This is a genomic window from Vibrio sp. A1-b2 (assembly GCF_021726015.1).
GTDB lineage: Bacteria > Pseudomonadota > Gammaproteobacteria > Enterobacterales > Vibrionaceae > Vibrio > Vibrio diazotrophicus.
This window is the reverse complement of the sequence record NZ_JAKKCI010000017.1, coordinates 29,088-49,126: the sequence shown is the minus strand read 5'-3', so window position 1 is coordinate 49,126 and position 20,039 is coordinate 29,088. Positions and strand designations below refer to the sequence as shown.

21 protein-coding genes and 6 tRNA genes are annotated in these 20,039 nt (G+C 44.5%); 3 read left to right on the top strand and 24 right to left on the bottom strand.

Translation table 11 applies throughout. The features are described from left to right. The 9 genes from L3V23_RS20845 to fkpA form a co-directional block, all read right to left on the bottom strand. Positions 1 to 128: GTP-binding protein (locus L3V23_RS20845; protein ID WP_237292940.1), on the bottom strand; the 128-nt coding region annotated here is incomplete at its 3' end. A gap of 121 nt (positions 129 to 249) precedes the next feature. Next, the gene (gene fusA, locus L3V23_RS20840; RefSeq protein ID WP_042490266.1) at positions 250 to 2,346 is read right to left on the bottom strand and encodes an elongation factor G; all 2,097 of its coding nucleotides are present in this window, start codon (positions 2,344 to 2,346) and stop codon (positions 250 to 252) included. Positions 2,347 to 2,515: 169 nt separating this feature from the next. Continuing rightward, positions 2,516 to 2,986 carry a 30S ribosomal protein S7 gene (rpsG, locus tag L3V23_RS20835; protein WP_042490263.1) on the bottom strand — a complete coding sequence of 157 codons (471 nt, stop codon included), beginning with the start codon at positions 2,984 to 2,986 and terminating at the stop codon, positions 2,516 to 2,518. Between the two features lie 98 nt (positions 2,987 to 3,084). Next, positions 3,085 to 3,459, bottom strand: a complete 375-nt coding sequence (gene rpsL, locus L3V23_RS20830; RefSeq protein ID WP_042490261.1) for a 30S ribosomal protein S12 — start codon at positions 3,457 to 3,459, stop codon at positions 3,085 to 3,087. 178 nt (positions 3,460 to 3,637) lie between these two features. Next, complete coding sequence (gene tusB / locus L3V23_RS20825) at positions 3,638 to 3,913, bottom strand: sulfurtransferase complex subunit TusB (RefSeq protein ID WP_102967335.1); 276 nt, start codon at positions 3,911 to 3,913, stop codon at positions 3,638 to 3,640. 9 nt (positions 3,914 to 3,922) lie between these two features. Next, positions 3,923 to 4,279, bottom strand: a complete 357-nt coding sequence (gene tusC / locus L3V23_RS20820) for a sulfurtransferase complex subunit TusC (protein ID WP_102967334.1) — start codon at positions 4,277 to 4,279, stop codon at positions 3,923 to 3,925. Beyond that, positions 4,276 to 4,683 (bottom strand): sulfurtransferase complex subunit TusD, encoded by a 408-nt coding sequence (gene tusD / locus L3V23_RS20815; RefSeq protein WP_102967333.1) that lies wholly within the window; start codon positions 4,681 to 4,683, stop codon positions 4,276 to 4,278. Before tusD ends, tusC begins: the two co-directional genes overlap by 4 nt. Next, positions 4,680 to 5,405 (bottom strand): transcriptional regulator, encoded by a 726-nt coding sequence (locus tag L3V23_RS20810; RefSeq protein WP_042490253.1) that lies wholly within the window; start codon positions 5,403 to 5,405, stop codon positions 4,680 to 4,682. Before L3V23_RS20810 ends, tusD begins: the two co-directional genes overlap by 4 nt. Before the next feature lie 174 nt (positions 5,406 to 5,579). Then, the gene (gene fkpA, locus L3V23_RS20805; RefSeq protein ID WP_102967332.1) at positions 5,580 to 6,356 is read right to left on the bottom strand and encodes an FKBP-type peptidyl-prolyl cis-trans isomerase; all 777 of its coding nucleotides are present in this window, start codon (positions 6,354 to 6,356) and stop codon (positions 5,580 to 5,582) included. 147 nt (positions 6,357 to 6,503) lie between these two features. Here fkpA and L3V23_RS20800 point away from each other — a divergent pair, with 147 nt between their 5' ends. Both L3V23_RS20800 and L3V23_RS20795 read left to right on the top strand, forming a co-directional pair. Next, positions 6,504 to 7,484 carry a hypothetical protein gene (locus tag L3V23_RS20800; RefSeq protein ID WP_102967331.1) on the top strand — a complete coding sequence of 327 codons (981 nt, stop codon included), beginning with the start codon at positions 6,504 to 6,506 and terminating at the stop codon, positions 7,482 to 7,484. A gap of 46 nt (positions 7,485 to 7,530) precedes the next feature. Further along, positions 7,531 to 7,758, top strand: a complete 228-nt coding sequence (locus L3V23_RS20795; RefSeq protein ID WP_042490246.1) for a SlyX family protein — start codon at positions 7,531 to 7,533, stop codon at positions 7,756 to 7,758. A 23-nt stretch (positions 7,759 to 7,781) separates the two neighbouring features. Here L3V23_RS20795 and L3V23_RS20790 read toward each other — a convergent pair whose 3' ends face one another. From L3V23_RS20790 to tsaE, 9 genes are all read right to left on the bottom strand, one after another. Then, positions 7,782 to 7,967 (bottom strand): DUF2065 domain-containing protein, encoded by a 186-nt coding sequence (locus tag L3V23_RS20790; protein WP_102955671.1) that lies wholly within the window; start codon positions 7,965 to 7,967, stop codon positions 7,782 to 7,784. A 58-nt stretch (positions 7,968 to 8,025) separates the two neighbouring features. Next, positions 8,026 to 9,006 (bottom strand): protease modulator HflC, encoded by a 981-nt coding sequence (gene hflC, locus L3V23_RS20785; RefSeq protein WP_042490241.1) that lies wholly within the window; start codon positions 9,004 to 9,006, stop codon positions 8,026 to 8,028. Positions 9,007 to 9,008: 2 nt separating this feature from the next. Continuing rightward, complete coding sequence (hflK, locus tag L3V23_RS20780; RefSeq protein ID WP_102967330.1) at positions 9,009 to 10,211, bottom strand: FtsH protease activity modulator HflK; 1,203 nt, start codon at positions 10,209 to 10,211, stop codon at positions 9,009 to 9,011. Between the two features lie 45 nt (positions 10,212 to 10,256). After that, on the bottom strand, positions 10,257 to 11,546 hold the full coding sequence (gene hflX, locus L3V23_RS20775) for a ribosome rescue GTPase HflX (RefSeq protein ID WP_042490237.1): 1,290 nt from the start codon (positions 11,544 to 11,546) through the stop codon (positions 10,257 to 10,259). A 38-nt stretch (positions 11,547 to 11,584) separates the two neighbouring features. After that, complete coding sequence (gene hfq / locus L3V23_RS20770) at positions 11,585 to 11,848, bottom strand: RNA chaperone Hfq (protein WP_042490235.1); 264 nt, start codon at positions 11,846 to 11,848, stop codon at positions 11,585 to 11,587. Positions 11,849 to 12,040: 192 nt separating this feature from the next. Next, positions 12,041 to 12,973 carry a tRNA (adenosine(37)-N6)-dimethylallyltransferase MiaA gene (gene miaA / locus L3V23_RS20765; RefSeq protein WP_042490234.1) on the bottom strand — a complete coding sequence of 311 codons (933 nt, stop codon included), beginning with the start codon at positions 12,971 to 12,973 and terminating at the stop codon, positions 12,041 to 12,043. A 9-nt stretch (positions 12,974 to 12,982) separates the two neighbouring features. Then, entirely contained in the window at positions 12,983 to 14,983 is a 2,001-nt protein-coding gene (mutL, locus tag L3V23_RS20760; protein WP_237292938.1) for a DNA mismatch repair endonuclease MutL, read from the bottom strand. 8 nt (positions 14,984 to 14,991) lie between these two features. Next, positions 14,992 to 16,710, bottom strand: coding sequence for an N-acetylmuramoyl-L-alanine amidase (locus L3V23_RS20755; protein WP_237292935.1), 1,719 nt, complete (start codon positions 16,708 to 16,710; stop codon positions 14,992 to 14,994). Beyond that, a complete protein-coding gene (tsaE, locus tag L3V23_RS20750; protein ID WP_042490231.1) occupies positions 16,704 to 17,168 on the bottom strand; it encodes a tRNA (adenosine(37)-N6)-threonylcarbamoyltransferase complex ATPase subunit type 1 TsaE in 465 nt (154 codons plus the stop codon). The genes L3V23_RS20755 and tsaE overlap by 7 nt, the downstream gene beginning before the upstream one ends. A gap of 265 nt (positions 17,169 to 17,433) precedes the next feature. Here tsaE and queG point away from each other — a divergent pair, with 265 nt between their 5' ends. Continuing rightward, positions 17,434 to 18,546 carry a tRNA epoxyqueuosine(34) reductase QueG gene (gene queG / locus L3V23_RS20745; protein WP_237292932.1) on the top strand — a complete coding sequence of 371 codons (1,113 nt, stop codon included), beginning with the start codon at positions 17,434 to 17,436 and terminating at the stop codon, positions 18,544 to 18,546. Positions 18,547 to 19,139: 593 nt separating this feature from the next. Here the strand turns inward: queG and L3V23_RS20740 are convergent. From L3V23_RS20740 to L3V23_RS20715, 6 genes are all read right to left on the bottom strand, one after another. Beyond that, positions 19,140 to 19,216, bottom strand: a tRNA-Met gene (locus L3V23_RS20740). 61 nt (positions 19,217 to 19,277) lie between these two features. Beyond that, positions 19,278 to 19,353 (bottom strand) — tRNA-Gly (locus L3V23_RS20735). A 33-nt stretch (positions 19,354 to 19,386) separates the two neighbouring features. Beyond that, positions 19,387 to 19,463: transfer RNA gene (locus L3V23_RS20730), tRNA-Met, on the bottom strand. A 149-nt stretch (positions 19,464 to 19,612) separates the two neighbouring features. Then, positions 19,613 to 19,688 (bottom strand) — tRNA-Gly (locus tag L3V23_RS20725). A 33-nt stretch (positions 19,689 to 19,721) separates the two neighbouring features. Next, positions 19,722 to 19,798 (bottom strand) — tRNA-Met (locus L3V23_RS20720). A 149-nt stretch (positions 19,799 to 19,947) separates the two neighbouring features. Further along, positions 19,948 to 20,023: transfer RNA gene (locus L3V23_RS20715), tRNA-Gly, on the bottom strand. Positions 20,024 to 20,039: the final 16 nt, after the last annotated feature.

The following is a 20,039-nucleotide window of genomic DNA, read 5'->3' as shown; positions in this document are numbered from 1 at the left end:
GAACCACCGTATACTTTTGATAGAGTAGTACAGATAGCTGCTGTTAGAGTTGTTTTACCGTGGTCAACGTGGCCGATAGTACCAACGTTTACGTGCGGTTTCGTACGTTCAAATTTTTCTTTAGACACGATCGTGTTCCTTCCTAGTTATGATTCACCTTAAGTCACGTACACTCAAGGCGCGCCAGAAATTGCTATTTTATGCGCCAACGCTCGTCAGCGCAATAGATTCGTTATTAATCAAATAACGTTAACCGCGTTCCGCAATAATTGCTTCTGCAATATTTTTAGGAACCTCAGAGTACTCAGCAAACTCCATAGAGTAAGAAGCACGTCCTTGGGTCGCAGAACGTAGGTCCGTTGCGTAACCAAACATCTCAGATAGAGGTACCTTAGCATGGATAATTTTCAGACCAGCAAGGCCATCATCCATACCTTCGATCATGCCGCGACGACGGTTTATGTCACCAACAACATCACCCATCCAATCTTCTGGAGTGGTTACTTCAACTTTCATTAGCGGTTCAAGAATGACTGGGTTTGCTTCGAGCGCACCTTTCTTGAATGCCATTGAGCCAGCGATTTTAAACGCCATCTCACTTGAGTCGACATCGTGGAATGAACCATCGAATAGTGTTGCCTTAACATCCAATACAGGATAGCCAGCTAACACACCGTTGTTCATTTGCTCCTCGATACCTTTCGCTACCGGGCTAATGAATTCCTTAGGAATTGCACCACCAACGATCTCATCAACGAAGACAAAGCCCTGACCTACTTCAGCAGGTTCAATCTTCAGCCAAACGTGACCGTATTGACCACGACCGCCAGACTGACGAACAAATTTGCCTTCAACTTCCGATTTACCACGAATGGTTTCACGGTAAGCAACCTGAGGTTTACCCACGTTGCAGTCAACGTTGAATTCGCGTTTCATACGATCAACGATGATGTCTAGGTGAAGTTCGCCCATACCAGAGATAAGCGTTTGACCCGTTTCTTGGTCTGTTTCAACGCGGAAAGATGGGTCTTCTGCTGCTAGTTTACCTAGCGCGATTGCCATTTTCTCTTGGTCAGCTTGAGAACGAGGCTCTACGGCGATCTGAATAACAGGTTCAGGGAATTCCATACGCTCCAAAATCACTTTGTGATTTTGGTCGCACAGAGTATCACCTGTCGTTACATCTTTCAGACCGATAGCCGCAGCGATATCGCCTGCACGAACTTCTTTAACTTCTTCACGCTTGTTAGCGTGCATTTGCACGATACGACCAAAACGCTCACGCTTTTGTTTTACTGAGTTGTAAACTGCATCGCCTGAATTCACAACACCAGAGTAAACGCGCATGAAGGTTAGAGAACCTACAAATGGGTCAGTCGCAATCTTAAATGCTAATGCTGAAAACGGTTCGTTGTCGTCAGCATGACGCTCAACTTCGTTGTCGTTTTCATCGATACCTTTGATTGAAGGTACGTCAATAGGTGCAGGTAGATATTCAATCACCGCATCCAGAACCGCTTGCACACCTTTGTTTTTGAACGCACTACCACAAGTAGCAAGCACGATTTCGTTATTCAGTGTACGTTGACGTAACGCTTGTTTGATTTCAGCTTCAGTTAACTCGCCATCATCAAGGTATTTTTCCATCAATTCTTCGCTTGCTTCAGCGGCAGTTTCAACCAAGTGGCTGCGCCATTCTTCAGCAAGTTCTTGCATGTCAGCCGGAATGTCTTCGTATGTAAACGTCATGCCTTGATCGGCTTCATTCCAGTTGATTGCTTTCATCTTGATAAGGTCGATAACACCTTTAAACTCTTCTTCTGCACCAATGTTTAGTTGGATTGGAACCGGAGTTGCACCAAGACGATGTTTAATTTGGTCTACAACACGTAAGAAGTCTGCGCCTGCACGGTCCATTTTGTTTACAAATACAATACGTGGTACGTGGTATTTGTTTGCTTGACGCCATACAGTTTCAGACTGAGGTTCAACGCCTGATGCTCCACAGAACACAACCACTGCACCATCAAGTACACGCAGTGAACGCTCTACTTCAATAGTAAAGTCTACGTGTCCTGGGGTATCAATGATGTTGATGCGATGATCTTGAAACTGTGCTTCCATACCACGCCAGAAAGTCGTAGTCGCAGCTGAAGTGATAGTGATACCACGTTCCTGCTCCTGCTCCATCCAGTCCATGGTTGCGGCACCATCGTGAACTTCGCCGATTTTGTGAGAAAGGCCAGTGTAGAACAGAATACGCTCAGTAGTGGTAGTTTTACCTGCATCTACGTGAGCACAGATACCGATGTTACGGTAGCGCTCAATAGGAGTTTTGCGAGCCACGATTGAATCCTCTTATTAGAGATAGGGACTATTGCTATAGCTAAAAACGATTCTCAGCTAAAAAACTATCTTCGAGAAAAATACTGTCCTCTAGATATAGCAATAGTTCCTAGCATAAGCATAGGAACTAAAGAAGTGCTGCAAGGAACCTTGCAGCACTGAAAAGGTATTACCAACGGTAATGAGCAAACGCTTTGTTCGCTTCAGCCATACGGTGAACGTCTTCACGTTTCTTAACAGCTGTACCTTTGTTTTCTGACGCGTCTAGCATTTCAGCAGCTAGGCGAGCAGCCATAGATTTTTCACCACGCTTGCGCGCAGCTTCAACTAACCAACGCATAGCAAGTGCGTTACGGCGAACCGGACGTACTTCTACTGGTACTTGGTAAGTTGAACCACCAACACGGCGAGACTTAACTTCTACCGCTGGGCGTACATTTTCAAGAGCTTCTTCAAATACAGCTAAGTGATCTTTACCAGATTTCTCAGCCATAGTGTCTAGTGCAGTGTAAACAATTTTCTCTGCAGTAGATTTTTTACCGTCAACCATAAGAATGTTAACGAATTTTGCCAGCAGTTCAGATTTGAACTTTGGATCTGGAAGGATCTTACGCTGACCAATAACGCGACGACGTGGCATGGATTTTCTCCGTTGTCTTTTTCAGGTTATCCAAAACTTTTCAGTTTCTTCAAAAATTAAAAATAATTTAGTGTTTGGCCTTACTTAACGGGGATCCATTAAGACTTAGGACGCTTCACACCGTACTTAGAACGAGCCTGTTTACGGTCGTTCACGCCAGCACAGTCAAGTGCACCGCGAACAGTGTGGTAACGCACACCTGGAAGGTCTTTAACACGACCACCACGGATTAGAACAACTGAGTGCTCTTGAAGGTTGTGGCCTTCACCGCCGATGTACGAAGTCACTTCGAAGCCGTTTGTTAGACGTACACGACAAACTTTACGAAGTGCTGAGTTAGGTTTTTTAGGTGTAGTAGTGTAAACACGAGTACATACACCACGTTTTTGTGGGCACGCTTCTAGTGCAGGCACGTTGCTTTTAACAACTTGCTTTACACGAGGCTTACGTACCAACTGGTTAATAGTTGCCATTAACTAGCTCCTGATTTGCTGAAATTAGCTTTGTGAAAAATCTATCCCTACTCACAATGCGTAAATAGGGACGCAAAATTCTATGCAGCAGTGGGATGTGTGTCAAGAAATATACAGATCTTTTTTTAGCCCATTGCTGAGGATAAAAATGAGAGAAAATTGATAAAGAGATGAGTAGCTACCAAGATATTGATTTTGCGTGACTTATCGTCAGCTCAACAAACTCGAATTTATTGATAATTTGAATGTTTTCCGCCGTTTTTTTCGACCACCCTCTCGCCAGAAGATCCTCTTCCAAAACAAATACCAGATTTGCCTGTGCAATTTGCTTGAAATACTCACAATGCCCACTGGTTGCGTAAACGGCATTTTCCACCAGCAATAAAGCATCTTCTTGTTGCAGATAACGAGACACAAGCTTCAGTTTTTCCAAAGATTTTACGATGTGTAGCACGTGAGCCCCTCAGAAAGTTAAAAGTTGGTCGAACTCATTCCAATGAGCTGCGATTTGCTGTGGGGAAAGAACTTCTCCCTCGATAACTAAGTCGCTCAGTTCAAGCCCCCAGTCTTGTAGGCTTTGAGAGCAAATATAACGCTGCTCAATATCATATAAATCAAGCAGTTTATAAGCGCTAATGTAATCGCGACTCAATACTTGAGACGGTTCCTGAGCCTTGAGGAGTTGCAGTACCCCTTCTCCGACGAAAAAAATGGCCAGATCTTCTGAATAGGCAGACGCAGCTAAAATAGCGTCTAACCCTTCACGTGCGGAAGATGTAGCATGAGGAGGAGTATGGAAAATAAAGGCGATTTTTTTCAAAACTGAATCACTCTATCCTGACTAAGCAACGCTTCGGCTAGACTACCCAGCCCAGATTGCTCAAAGTGCTCTGCAAGGTTATCCGAAGGTAATTGATGCTGACTCGCTTCATCTTTGCCAATCACACCACGACGCAACGCTGCAGCCACACACGTTTCCAAACGAACCTGATGTTTAGTCGCCAGCGATTGCCAAGCTTTCACCAGGTCAAACTCATCGTTGGCGGGAACTGTCAGCGATGAAGCATTAAATACACCGTCTTGATAGAAAAAGACACTTTTTAGCTGGTGCCCTTTTTCTATCAATGCCTCGGCAAACAAATAAGCGTTACGCGCCGATTGAGTTCCGTATACAGACCCGTTGACCACTAAGGTATAAGTTAACGAAGTGTGGTTCGAACTCACGCTTCATCATCCTCTGTTTTACGCTGACGGATATACAAATAAACAGTGTGCTTAGAAATATTCAGACGGTCCGCAACGCGGTTAATCGCATCTTTAATATCGAAGATACCTTTATCGAACAGCGCCATAACGATCTGACGGTTCTTAGTGTTATTCGACACGGTTTTATCCGTGTTGATTTCTTCAATCGTGCGTTCAACCGTTTGGTCTACCAGCTCTTCGACATCGCTAGCGAAGTTAACTGAAGATGCAGCATCTTGCGCTTCTTGAGTTGGCATAAACGATTGAAGAACTTGAGAGAATGGAGCATCAAGGTTGACGTTAATACACAGCAAACCAATAACACGATTCTCACCATTACGAATCGCAACCGTAATGGATTTCATCAATACGCCACCCTTAGCGCGGGTAAAGTAAGAACGAGAAAAGTTGCGTTCTGAACCTTCAATATCTCTCAGCATCTTAAGCGCAAGGTCGGTGATCGGTGAGCCGACTTGTCGACCTGTGTTTTCACCATTGGCGATTTTAATTGCAGAGGTATTTAAATCTTCTAATGAGTGCAAAACAATCTCACAAAAAGGACCAATCAAGCTGGCGATACCATCTACAACAGCTTCATAAGAGCGCAAAATCACCTTGTCGTGCTCAGTGAATGGTTTCACGTGCACGGATTCCATTTCGAGCAGCATGTCTGCATTATTAAATGTTTCTGTTGTTGTCACTGTACTTTGACCTTAAAACGCAAAATCAACAAATTGTTGTAAGTCTATCAGAAAATTTTATTTGAATGCTTAGCTATATCACTAACAAGTGATTTGAGACAAATTATGTGCTCAAACTCACTGAAAGAAAAAAGACCTGAACAAGTCAGGCCTTTATCAACGATTAAAGATAACTTATTGAGCCGCAGCGTCACCGTTATCAATTTTCAGTAACTCAACTTCAAATACAAGTGTTGAGTTCGCTGGAATTGTTGGCGTGTCTTGTTCGCCATATGCCAGCTCAGGCGGAATAACGAACTTGAATTTTGACCCAACAGGCATCAACTGAACACCTTCTGTCCAACCCGGAATAACTCGGTTTAGAGGGAATGTTGCTGGCTCACCACGATCGTATGAACTGTCGAACTGAGTACCGTCCGTCAAAGTACCTTTGTAGTGCACTTGAACAGTATCGGTTTCTTTTGGCTGTTCACCTTCTGCTGGTGTGATCACTTGGTAAAGTAGCCCAGATTCAGTTTTCTTCACACCTTCTTGCGCTTCAAACTCAGAGCGGAACTTATCGCCCGCTTCTTTGCTTGCTGCTGCTTTCTCAGCCGCTTTCGCTTGCATGGTTTCAGCCACACGTTTGTCCAACGCTTCTAGTGCTGCGCGAGTATCTTCTTCAGTAAGTTCTGCTTTGCCAGCAAAAACGTGTTCAATACCCTGAAGTACAAGATCTTTGTTTAGTTCGATACCAATTTCACGAGGCTTGTCTAAGCTGGTGTTTAGGTAGTTAGCGAAAGAAACACCAATAGCGTATGCCGCTTTATCATCGTCCGTTTTAAAAGTGACTGCCTGAGCTTGCTCTTGTGCTGCCGGGGTCGCTTCCGCTTTCGGTGCTTCATCTTTCTGGCAGCCGACTGCAAGAATGACTGTTGCAGCTAGCAGTGACACTTTAAATAGTGATTTCATTGAATTCTCCAAATTGTTGGCAAAGCTTATTTTATTGGTAAAGCTTCAGTATCATGCACAAAATCAGTTATCTAACTGGTGCATAACAAAAAGTTGTACCAATATAGCGGTATGTTTTGAGATTGTCTCTACGGATAATTAGACCTAATGCGGATAATTTACCATCTCACACTCTGTTTTACTGTCATCGTTGCGTTAAACGGCTGCTTTTTCTCTGGAAAAGAGCTAGAGCGCTGGGATTTAGAACCTAATGGTTCTGCCAGCTTCGGCTTAAGTCGTGATGGCCGATTTGCTCTTATCTATTCTCAAGAACACCAATTGGTTCTCTGGGATTTAAACTCTCGCGAGCAACTCGCGGAGCTCGGCGCTCAGGATCCTCAGCAAAACACCGTATCACGTATTCGAATTTCGGATAACGGACAATTTGCCGTTACAGCTAGCCAAATTAACTTTGCCGTTTGGAATCTCGCTTGGTCACAAGCAAAAGGGCTGTGGTCCATATCCGATGGATTAATCCGTGATATTGATATCAGCAGCGATGGTCAACAAGTCTTACTCGGTCTGTCTAATGGCAAAGCCATCTACGTCGATTTAGTCAGCGGAAGACGGATGGAGTTCCTCGCACACCAAGAAAAAGTCAATTCTGTCGCTCTTTCACCGAACGGACGCTATGCCCTCACCGGTGGTAATGACTATAAGGCTTACTTTTGGGACACGAAAACAGGACAAATCATCCACACCTTTGAACATCAACAAAGAGTCAATCGAGTCGCTCTGCAACGTGATGGTAAATTCGCTTTTACTTCTGATGGTGGAGATGAATCTTTTATCTGGCAACTACCAAGTGGAGCTCAGCAAGCACAGTTACACAGCTTTTCTCGCCAATTAATATTTTCTACTGCCCGCTTTTCTGATGACGGAACTTTGTTAGTCACAGGAACCCCATCAAGCCGAATAGAAGTTTGGGACAGTAAAACCGGCGATAAACTGGATAGCTTTGAAGCTGAGCCGAGAAAAGATGCGCGCCCTCCGCGAGCAGTAGTGTATGATGCCGCTTTCGATTCAAAGCAGCGAATCATATCAGGTACCTCCGCAGGCATAGCACAAGCTTGGCAGATGAGTAATTAAACCTGTAGAACGAACAACTGTAGACCATGACGATATGGGTATTACGATGACAGAACAACACACAGTACAGTTACAGCAACGTATTGATGATTTGGAATGCAAAGTCGCGTTTCAAGAACAGACGATTGATGAGTTAAACGAAGCTCTTGCTCAGCAGCAGTTATTGATCAACAAAATGAAAGATCAAATGAAATATGTCGTTGGGAAAATGAAAAATATGGAAACGTCAAATATGGCGGATCCAAGTAAAGAGCCACCACCTCCACATTACTAGCGCTCTCTGGTAAATCATGGGTTTTAAGCAAAGTAATACGCGATAACGGCACCCGCTACCACTAGGCACCCACCAAGGCGACGAAGTTGATTATCCGGTTGTTCACTAAGTTGAGCGACCATTTGCCGCCAGCCGTTGGGGGCAATTAAAGGGCCAAGTCCTTCTACCACCAGCACAAGTCCCAGTGCCATCCAAAGAGAATTCGACATTATTTGTTCCCATAAAGAAAGGCTCCCAAAGGAGCCTTTTTAGTCAGTTTTAAATGCGTTATTTCGCAACAGCGCCTTTTGCATTATTCATATACTGGAAGAAGTCACTCTTCGGATCCAACACTAGAATGTCGCCTTTATTGCTGAACGATTTCTCATAAGCTTTTAACGAACGTACGAAACTGAAGAACTCAGGATCTTTGTTATACGCTTCAGAGTAAATTTTCGCCGCTTTTGCGTCAGCTTCACCGCGAGTAACACGCGCTGTTTTATCTGCTTCGGCTAGAATAGTCGCCACTTCAAGTTCTGCTTGAGCACGGATAACTTCCGCTTTCTCACGACCTTGAGAACGGTGTTTACGAGCAACAGATTCACGTTCTGCACGCATACGACGATAGATAGACTCACTGATTTCGTCAGGTAAGTTGATTTTCTTCATACGGAAGTCAACCACTTCAACACCTAAGTCTTTCATCGCACTCTTACGAGTGTCGTTAAGCACGTTTTCCATGATCTGATCACGCTGACCATCAATTTCTAACGCTTGCTTCGCCGCTTCAGTTGTTACAACTTCCGCATCTGCACTGTCTGGTAATACATCTTTGTTGCGAGGACCAGAAACGATCTGCTTGATTTCGCGCGAACCGATTTCAGAACGTAGTACGTCAGTCACTTTACGCTCAAGTAACGCTTCAGCAGTCAGGGCATTACCACCACCCGTTGCTAAGTAGTATTGACCGAAGTCTTTGATACGCCACTTAACATAAGTATCGATAATTACGTCTTTTTTCTCTGACGTTACGAAACGGTCAGAACGGCCATCCATCGTTTGAATACGTGCGTCTAAAGATTTCACACGGTCAAACAAAGGCATTTTCATGTGTAGGCCAGGTTCGTAAATTTTCGCCGCATCGTTAGCATCTTTCATTACTCGGCCAAAGCGAATAACAAAGCCACGCTCACCTTCCGGGATGACGAATACTGACATCAACAACAAAGCAAGAACAACAACCACTACAGGGATCATTAACTTACGCATAATTAGTATCTCCCTTGACGTGAAGTAGTTGAACGATTTTGAGTATCGGTCTCGTTATCTGTAGCTGTACGTTGAGACTCTAACTCAATGTGGTCATAAGTCGCTGAAGACTTGTCTGAACGTTTGGTCGGCGTTGTTTGTTGACCTACTAACTTATCCATTGGCAAGTAAAGCAGATTACCGCTTGATTCAGAGTCAATCAGCACTTTAGAAGTATTGCTGTACACTTCTTCCATCGTGTCTAGATACATACGGTTACGTGTAACTTCAGGTGCCGCTTGGTATTCAGGTAACAGTTTTTCAAACTGAGCAACTTGACCTAATGATTCGTTAACTACTCGCTCACTATAACCCAACGCTTCTTTTTTCAGACGTTCTGCACGACCAGTCGCTTTAGGAAGAATTTCGTTTTTGTAAGCTTCGGCTTCACGAATGAAACGCTCTTCATCCTCACGCGCCGCAATCGCATCGTCAAAGGCATCTTTAACTTGCTCTGGCGGACGCGCAGACTGGAAGTTTACGTCAACAATCATTAAGCCCATATCGTAGCTATCAATGACTTGATTTAGCGTCTCTTGAGTGCTTTGACGAATCTGTTGGCGGCCACTTGTCAGGATGCTATCCATCAATGAGTCACCAATAACCGCACGTAGCGCTGAATCTGTCGCTTGGCGTAAGCTGTCGTCAGCATTGGTCACACGGTATAAATACTTGAACGGATCAGCAACACGGTATTGAACATCCATTGCTACCGTCACAACGTTCTCATCTTTAGTCAACATAAGACCTGATGCACGCATTGAACGGATTGCCTGAATGTTTACTGGTGTAACTTCATCAATAAAGCGAGGACGCCAGTTCAGACCTGGGTCAACAATACGGTCGTATTTACCTAGTCGTAAAACCACGCCGCGCTCAGCTTCGCTGATGGTATAGAAACCAGCAAAGAACCAGATAGCAATAGCGATAACTGCGATAACACCAAAACCAATGGCACCACCACCAGGGAAAGAAGGTCCTTTACCGCTTCCACCTTTGTTACCAAATTTTCCGCCCAGTTTTTGACTTAGCTTGTTAAATACTTCGTCCAAATCTGGCGGACCTTGCTCACGGCCGCCTTTGTCACCACGATTATTGTTATTACCCCAAGGGTCATTATCGCGGCCATTGTTGCCGTTGTTATTTCCGGGCTCATTCCACGCCATTAGAAAGCTCCATCATTTGATATGACGTTATACTTTAGCAGTCCTTTAAGTAACTATAAAGTCACGTAAAACTGCCTCTTCTCTTTTTTCTAGTCTAGACCAATCTACTTGCTGCATACGAATTGATATCAGCAAATTGCCATCAGAATCATACTCTTCGTCTTGAATGCACTTCATTTGGAAGAACGTACTGCGAATTCTACCTTGATGTTGTGGTGGAACACACAATCTGTATTCAACTATTTGGCTAGCCAGACGCTCTGTCAGAGCTTGGAATAGCAGATCAATGCCTAAACCATCCATCGCCGAAATCCATACGGTTCTCGGCAAACCTTCATCATCTCTTTCAATGCGAGGTTCTTGAACGTCTAGATTGTCAATCTTGTTCATGACTAGCAGGGTTGGCACTTCGTTAGCGTCAATCTCCTGTAACACATCATTTACAGCTTGAATATTCTCACGAAAACGGTCATCGCTGGCATCAACAACATGTAACAAAATGTCAGCTTCTTGCGTTTCTTGTAACGTCGCCTTAAATGCCGCTACCAAATCATGCGGTAGATGACGAATAAACCCTACAGTATCAGCCAAGATTGCAGGGCCGACATCCTTGAGTTCAATTTTTCTAAGCGTAGGGTCCAGCGTTGCAAACAATTGGTCTGCAGCATATACCCCAGCTTCAGTGATTCGGTTAAATAGGGTCGATTTACCCGCGTTGGTATAACCAACCAATGACACCGTAGGTATCTCTGCACGGGTTCTAGCACGCCTACCTTGCTCACGCTGCTTAGCTACTCGATCTAAACGGCGCAAAATCGCTTTAATACGTTCACGCAGTAAACGTCTGTCGGTCTCTAACTGAGTTTCACCCGGTCCACGTAAACCGATACCCCCTTTCTGACGCTCCAAGTGAGTCCAACCACGAATCAAACGAGTCGAGATGTGACGTAACTGAGCTAACTCAACTTGCAACTTACCTTCGTGGGTACGAGCGCGTTGAGCAAAGATATCGAGGATCAAACCCGTTCTGTCTATGACACGACACTGGCAAAGATGTTCGAGGTTACGTTCTTGGGCAGGAGAAAGAGAATGGTTAAAGATCACGACATCTGCTTCTGTCGCTTGAACCGCTTGTGCGATCTCTTGGGCTTTACCTTCACCAACATAATATTTAGGGTGAGGAGATTGACGGCTTCCTGTTACAACTTGAAGTGTCTCTACTCCTGCAGAAGATACCAGCATTTGACACTCGCTGAGATCTTCCCATTCACCCTGTTGCGTGAAGTTGATATGAACAAGTACGGCTCGCTCACCGGCTTCATAACGGTCAAACAAGCTATCAACTCCTTAATAAATATAGCTTTATGTTACTATTAATCTTCTGATTTCTCTGAAGGACGATCTGAAGGAGAACGCTCTGCAGTGTGGTGACTTACTGGACGAGCAGGTACCACAGTAGAAATTGCGTGCTTGTAAACCATTTGGTTAACAGTGTTCTTCAGTAGGATCACAAATTGATCGAAAGACTCAATTTGGCCTTGTAGCTTAATGCCGTTAACCAGATAGATAGACACTGGAATACGCTCGCGACGTAATGCATTTAAGAATGGGTCTTGTAGAGATTGCCCCTTAGCCATTTTATTTTCCTTATTTGTATTTTGTTGTAGTTATTTAGCTAGCGGTGCACTAAAAGTCTGTGCAGACCATGCCTATGAGCTAAATGAATAAAACCCCGTTGTTACTAGATATGGTGATAAAAACACCAAAAACAAGTAACGATCCCTGACAGGGTAAATTACGCAAAAGCGATCACATTATACACAGCGAAATCAATCTAACGCTATGGCATTTGAAACTGTTTCGAATGCAAGATCAATGTTTTCACTATCTAACCAAGTTAGATCATCCCAGCTGCGCAACCAAGTGATCTGGCGCTTGGCCAATTGACGGGTTGCACAGACTCCACGAAAGATCGCTTCATCTAAAGTACAGTTCCCATCTAAATAGTCCCACATCTGTCTGTAGCCAACACATCGAATCGACGGCAGATCAGGATGAAGATCTTTTCGAGCATAGAGTGCTTTCATTTCATCTTCAAATCCATTCTCAACCATTTTTTCGAATCTTAGCTCAATTCGACGATGGAGCTCTGCCCTTTCCTTGGGCGCTATTGCAAACTGCTTAACTCGAAATGGAAGTGGTTCTCCTTTCGTTTTAGTCAGCTCAGTTAGAGTTTTACCTGAAATTCGATAAACTTCCAATGCCCGTGACAATCTTTGTGGATCATTTGGGTGGATTCTCTCAGCAGAAACCGGATCGATCGCTTTTAACTGGTCATGCAAAGCATCCCAACCCAGTTCGATCGCTTCTTTTTCAATCTGTTGCCGAATTTCTGGATCCGCCGCCGGAAGTGGCGATAACCCTTCCAACAGCGCTTTGTAGTAAAGCATTGTGCCGCCCACCAGCAGTGGGATCTTGCCCTCTGCAACGATGTCGTTCATTTCTTTTAGTGCATCGCGTCTAAAATCCGCAGCAGAATAAGATTCACTCGGATCCAAAATATCAATTAAGCGATGCGGAGCAAGTTCTTGCTCCCGAGCGTCAGGCTTCGCTGTACCAATATCCATACCTTTATAAATCAAAGCCGAATCGACACTGATGATTTCAATCGGGTACTTTTGGCGCAGGCGTATTGCCAGCTCTGTTTTGCCCGATGCGGTTGGCCCCATAAGAAACAGAGCTAAAGGTAATTGTTTGGTCATGAGTTTTGCTTAAATGTTTAATGCTTGGATAGTCGCTGTAAAATCGACAGGCTTAACAAAATGTGCATCATGCAAAGGCAACTTGCCTTGCCATAACTGCTCTAATTCAGCAATCAACTGAATCGCTTCAGACAAAGTGTAGCTGGATTTGTTCACTGTCACATGGTCACTTAACCACTGAGCGAGCACTTGAGTATCAAGCTCACTTTCAGCCTGCGCTAAGTTCGAAGCGGCGTAAGATAACAGATCTTGAACTAAATTTTGTAAGTTTTGCTGACGCAATGGTTGAGGCACTCCCATCAACATGACGCTTTGTGCTGAGCGACGCTGAAACTCAATGCCAAACCTAGCAAATACCGCCTGATAATGCTCTAAGGCTGAAACTTCTTGTGACGATATTTTCAGTGATAACGGGACGAGCAGCGGCTGACTTTTTAACGCCCCTTGCTCAACACTCAGTTGTCCAAGCACTTTGAACCATTCAGCTTTGTGCAGTGAGAGCAGAACACAACCACTAGGGGAGTTCATCAGCAAATATCGTTCTTGAACAATAGAGATCGCTTTGCCCAGTTGCTCAATAAGCACAGGTTCGAGAGAAGATTGTGAAGAACCTGTTATTTCAAGCTCGTGGTTATCCACGTTGTTTACCAGTGCAGTTGCTGGCTTTTCAGTATGCTCAGGTGTTTTCATTAATTCCTGATAGGCATAAACCTCAGCTTTGCTCGGCGATTTAGAAACCACTCTCTCCTGAGGCGATTTACTCTTCGCTCTGTCGGATACCATCCACTCACTGCGTTGCGCATTTTCTCGCACCTGATAGGAATCATTCTGTGGTGAATAACTCCGTTCTGAACTCGCCTTTCTTGGATAGGCCGGTGAATTCTCGACCGCTTGCCTAGCTCTTTCCGCAGCCTCTTCAGACCGCTTGACGGGTTCTTGATTATCTTGCGTATGATTCCATTCGTCTGGAGAGTGGAACGCTCCCTCATTAATGCTTGGAGCATCAATATGCTGGCTCTCAGCCAACGCGCTGCTTAACGCTTGATAAATAAAATCATGTACTAAACGAGCTTGATGGAATCGCACTTCGTGTTTGGCTGGATGGACATTGACATCCACCTGATGAGGATCGATTTCGATATAAAGCACATAAGTAGCGAATTGATCTGCACGCAGACTACTTTCATAGCTTTGACGAATAGCATGATTGATCAACTTATCGCGCATCATGCGACCGTTGACGTAGCAATACTGAATATCGCTTTGCTGACGGGCACCTTCAGGCGTCGTAATCCAACCATGCAAACGCAAGCCCTGATGCTCAAGCTCAATCTTCAGCATTGAACGAACAAAGGCGCTACCACACACTGCGGCGATGCGTTTTTCCGCCTGAATTTCTGTTTTGGCGGCTCGGTACTGACGCACCATTTTCCCGTTGTGTCGCAGGTTGAATGTCACATCAAAACGACTTAATGCAATGCGCTTCAGAAGTTCATCAATGTGAGTAAATTCGGTTTTCTCGGTACGCAGAAATTTTCGGCGAGCAGGAGTGTTGAAAAACAAATCCAGAACTTCAACCGTGGAACCAATGGGATGCGCTGCTGGTTGAAGCTTAACTTCCATCTCGCGCCCTTCGCTATAAGCGGACCAAGCTTCTTCTTGAGTAGCAGGACGCGAAGTCAGCGTTAAACGAGAAACAGAGCTGATACTAGCCAGCGCTTCGCCTCGGAACCCGAGGCTGATAATCGCTTCAAGATCATCCAAAGTATGGATTTTTGACGTCGCATGGCGACTCAACGCCAAACCAAGTTCCTCTTTTGCTATTCCACAACCGTTATCGCGGATACGAATAAGCTTAGCGCCACCCTTCTCGATATCGATATCGATACGTGTAGCGCCAGAGTCTAAACTGTTTTCCACCAGCTCTTTCACTACTGATGCAGGTCTTTCCACTACCTCGCCCGCAGCGATTTGGTTTGCTAAACGGGCGGGTAATATTTGGATGGTCATAATCTTGATTACTTGTTTGGAATAATGAGCACTTGTCCGACGGCGAGCTGATCGGAGCGTAAATTGTTCGCTTTTCTGACACTATCAACATCGACGCCATACTGGCTAGATATCTTGCCTAAGTATTCGCCTCTTTTCACTGTATGTTTGCGTAAAGGCTTATCTTTCAGGCTCACCGTAATTCTCAATTTCTGTCCTAGTTTAAGAGTGTCAGATTTTAAACTGTTCTCACGCTTAATCTCAGCCACAGAAACTTTGTAAGTACTGGCGATCTTACCCAAATAATCACCTTTCGCGACCGTATGGGTAATCGTTTCGGTTTCTACCGGATTACTCACGACAGGAACCGGAATCGGGCTTGAAATACCCCCCGGAATAGTGATGACCTGACCAACCGATAAACTGTTACTGGTTAATTTATTGGTTCGTTTAATCGCTTCAATGCTCGTGCCGTATTTGTGGGCAATAGCAGAGAGTGAGTCGCCTCGCTGCACTTTGTATTTCTGAGTCTTATTGCGATTCGCGAAAAGTGTCCCTTCTGGAGGGTTCTCTTCAAAATATTGAGTTATCGCCTTTGCTAGCGCACGAGCCAGTTTGTCTTGATGGCTACGTTGGAAGAGTAACTGCTCTTCAGTAGGGTTAGAGATAAACCCAGTTTCCACAAGAACTGAAGGAATATCCGGTGATTTCAGAACAGCAAGACTGGCATTGACCGGATCCGCTTTGTGCAAGTGTGCCACTTTACCCATTTCGCTCAGGATGTTGGTAGCCACCTTGTAGCCTTCTTTTTGCGAATGGCTAAACTGTAAATCCAATAAGGTTTGGCTTACGTTTCGGTCACTGTTGTTCTTGGCTAATACCTGCCCAGCACCACCAAGCAACTCGGATTGCTGCTCATGATTCTCAACCCAACGGGCAATTTCCGTATTCGCACGACGTGTATTGAGAACAAACACAGAAGCTCCCCTCGGTTTCGGCGAGCTAAATGCGTCAGCGTGAATCGAAACCAACAAATGGGCTTTATTCTTACGAGCAATTTCTGAACGTTTATTGAGGTTAACGAAGTAATCTCCGCGACGAGTGAGAACACCTTTAATTCCCGGAACTGCATCCAACTGGTCAACTAACTTCTTTGAGATACTCAGCGTTGCATTCTTTTCGTATTTGCGAGTTGGACCAATGGAACCTGGGTCTTCGCCACCATGTCCAGCGTCAATAGCAACGACAATATTGGCATTGCCATAAAACTGAGAGGCGTCTCTGCTCACCTGAGTTGGAGAGCCAGAGCTCGAACCGCCTTGTGAAGAGGCATCATCATGAGGTAGGTCAACGACCAGACGGTGCCCATATTGTCCGCCGGGAGTCGGCGCTAATGTGAATAGTTTGGCTGGGGATTTTTTCTTTAACTCAAACACCAGACGATAAGTGCCCTTATCTGGAGGAGAACTGGCACGAATCTTCGTCAATACATCACTGTCCGTTACCTTCATCGGTAACTTGGATTTTGATGAAGTATTTTTAAGATCAATCACTAGCCTTTCGGGGCTAGTCAGAGTGAAATAGGTAAAACTAACTTCCGATTGAACATCTATCACCACTCGAGTTTCGTCTGGAGAGGGCCAAACACGAACCCCCTCTAGAACATTGGCACTCGCATTAGAAGTGATGAATGCTATCGCTAAAGTGAAAAAAACTACAAAAAGGCGCAGGCGCGATCCTATCAACATAACTCCAACTGACTCAGTAACGTACGTCCATAATCATTATTGGCTGTCAGCAACGCTTGGCGTTGTTCACCATCGTAACGAATTTCAATATCTATATCCGATGTAGGCAATAGCCCTTGGCCTTTCTCTGGCCACTCCACCAAACAAATAGCGTCGGCAGTAAAATAGTCGCGGATCCCCATGAATTCTAATTCTTCAGGATCAGCTAAACGGTAAAGATCAAAGTGATAAACCTGCCAGTCAGCCAATTGGTAAGGCTCAACCAGTGTATAGGTTGGGCTTTTCACATTACCTTGATGGCCTAGAGCACGAATAAAACCACGGCTAAAAGTTGTTTTTCCAGCACCAAGATCTCCGTGCAAATAGAGGGTCGTTTGCTGAGAACACAACTTTGATAGGGCTGTGCCAAGTTTTACCGTCTCTTGCTCATCTTTTAAAATAAACGTCTTAGTGCTCATTCAATACTTTCTCAAATTCATCTCAGGATCGTTTGATCCCAATGACTATATAAAAACCAATAGAAACCGAATAGTAAACTGGTATCGAATTGAGAGACAAGATCTCTTGTGTAAGCAAACAGAAAAATGTCTGTATGAACTCGCTAAATAACGTGAAGATCCTATCTTTTTACCTTGAGTGGTTCGAGTTTGAGCTAGATCCACTTGGTGAGATCCGTTAAGATCCGCTCCCTTTTAGGCTAACAATCCTAGTACATACTACGCCATGAACTATCAAGCACTCACTGATCAAATAAAACAATGGGCTACTGAACTCGGCTTCGAGAAAGTAGGCATCTGCGATATTGATCTTCATGAGCATGAAGCGGCTCTGCAAAAATGGTTAGATGCCGGATATCATGGCGAGATGGATTGGATGGCAAGGCACGGGATGATGCGTGCTCGTCCAGCAGAACTTCTGCCCGGCACAATCCGAGTCATCAGTGCACGGATGAACTATCTGCCTCCGAAAGCCCAATTCGCGTCGAACTTATCCGATCCGACTCAAGCCTATATAAGCCGATATGCTCTTGGACGTGACTATCACAAATTAGTTCGCAACCAATTGAAAAAACTCGGTGAAAAGATAGAAAAGGAAGTCGAAAAGTTAAGTTATCGTCCTTTTGTCGACTCAGCACCAATCCTGGAGCGCCCGCTTGCCCAAAAAGCAGGATTGGGTTGGACAGGTAAGCATTCGCTTATTCTCGATAAAGAAGCGGGGTCTTGGTTTTTCCTTGGTGAACTATTGGTAGATATTCCTCTGCCGGTGGATACACCTTCGGAAAATGAATGTGGCAAATGCAAAGCCTGCATCACCTCTTGCCCAACGGGTGCGATTGTCGCTGATGGTATTGTCGACGCAAGGAAGTGCATCTCCTATCTCACCATAGAGTTCGATGGCATCATTCCTGAAGAATTTCGTACAGCGATGGGAAATCGTATTTATGGGTGTGACGACTGTCAGCTCGTTTGTCCTTGGAATCGGTTTTCCGATCTCACACAGCAAAAAGACTTTCATCGTAGGGAGTCTTTTGAATCACCAGACTTATTGAGTTTGTTCGCATGGGATGAAAAAACCTTTCTGCAAAAAATGGAAGGCTCTGCCATTCGAAGAATTGGCCATCTGCAATGGCAGAGAAATATAGTCATTGCACTAGGCAATGCACCCTATTCGGAACAAATTGTTTCTGCTTTAGAAAAGGCTAAAGGCCAATCAGAGACTTTAGACGTGCACTTAAATTGGGCTATAGAAAAACAATTGGCGAATCTGCCAAGCTCCGTCACGAGCCATCAAAGGCTCATTCGTATAGTGCAGAAAGGGCTTCCGAGAGACGCGTAGTGAACCAATATAACGACTGATTACGCACAATTAATAAGCATATTCTTTGATACGCTTCTCAAAATGCACCAATGTGGAAAAAATTTCAAAGACGCGTCTATTTTTATATTTGAGAAAAGTTAGTCACATTAGCAGGAAATGATTAGGATCAATGAAAATACAGTTAATGATCGTTTTTTGACTATCCACATTAACATCATGAACATTACATTGTCATTAAAATCATACAGTTAAATAAAGATTCAACTATTCACTCAATCTCTATTACCGCAAAAGATCCTACTGACTCAAGCATTTTTTCTTGTAAAAAACAAATTATTCACTGAGTTATCCACATGCAAAATTTGTGGATAAGTCTGTTAATGAACAGTACAAAGAATGCCTGAACACACAGTATCAAAGGGATAAAGAGGCAAGTTTATGATTTGCGTTTATCTGGGGGTATTCTGCCTATGGGAATAGGAGAATTTCTTATTAGGGGGCTTATGCTTCACAGCATTATAGAAAGAGCATTGGCAGATTGCCAAATAATTGCAGTATTAAAAGAAAAAAAATCTGCGAACGAGCGCAGTTTACTTTTAATATTTTGAAATTGGTTGCGGGGGCCGGATTTGAACCGACGACCTTCGGGTTATGAGCCCGACGAGCTACCAAGCTGCTCCACCCCGCGTCCGTATTGTATCACCGTTAAGCACGATGAAGGCTTTTACTTTCTAATGAAAGAAAGAAACTGGAGCGACACACGAGGTTCGAACTCGTGACCTCAACCTTGGCAAGGTTGCGCTCTACCAACTGAGCTAGTGTCGCACGATTAACCGCATTTTGCGTTTAATCTAAATTTGGTTGCGGGAGCTGGATTTGAACCAACGACCTTCGGGTTATGAGCCCGACGAGCTACCAAGCTGCTCCATCCCGCGTCCGTATCATTGTTAAGCACAATGAGAGCTTTACTTTCTACTTAAAGAAAGGAATTTGTAGTGACACACGAGGTTTCCATTTCTTAACAAAAAGGCGTGACCTCAACCTTGGCAAGCTTGCGCTCTAAAGGGTGTGCAACTCTTCAAACTGGAGCGACACACGAGGTTCGAACTCGTGACCTCAACCTTGGCAAGGTTGCGCTCTACCAACTGAGCTAGTGTCGCACGATTAACCGCATTTTGCGTTTAATCTAAATTTGGTTGCGGGAGCTGGATTTGAACCAACGACCTTCGGGTTATGAGCCCGACGAGCTACCAAGCTGCTCCATCCCGCGTCCGTATCATTGTTAAGCACAATGAGAGCTTTACTTTCTACTTAAAGAAAGGAATTTGTAGTGACACACGAGGTTTCCATTTCTTAACAAAAAGGCGTGACCTCAACCTTGGCAAGCTTGCGCTCTAAAGGGTGTGCAACTCTTCAAACTGGAGCGACACACGAGGTTCGAACTCGTGACCTCAACCTTGGCAAGGTTGCGCTCTACCAACTGAGCTAGTGTCGCATGTCATTGTTCAGCA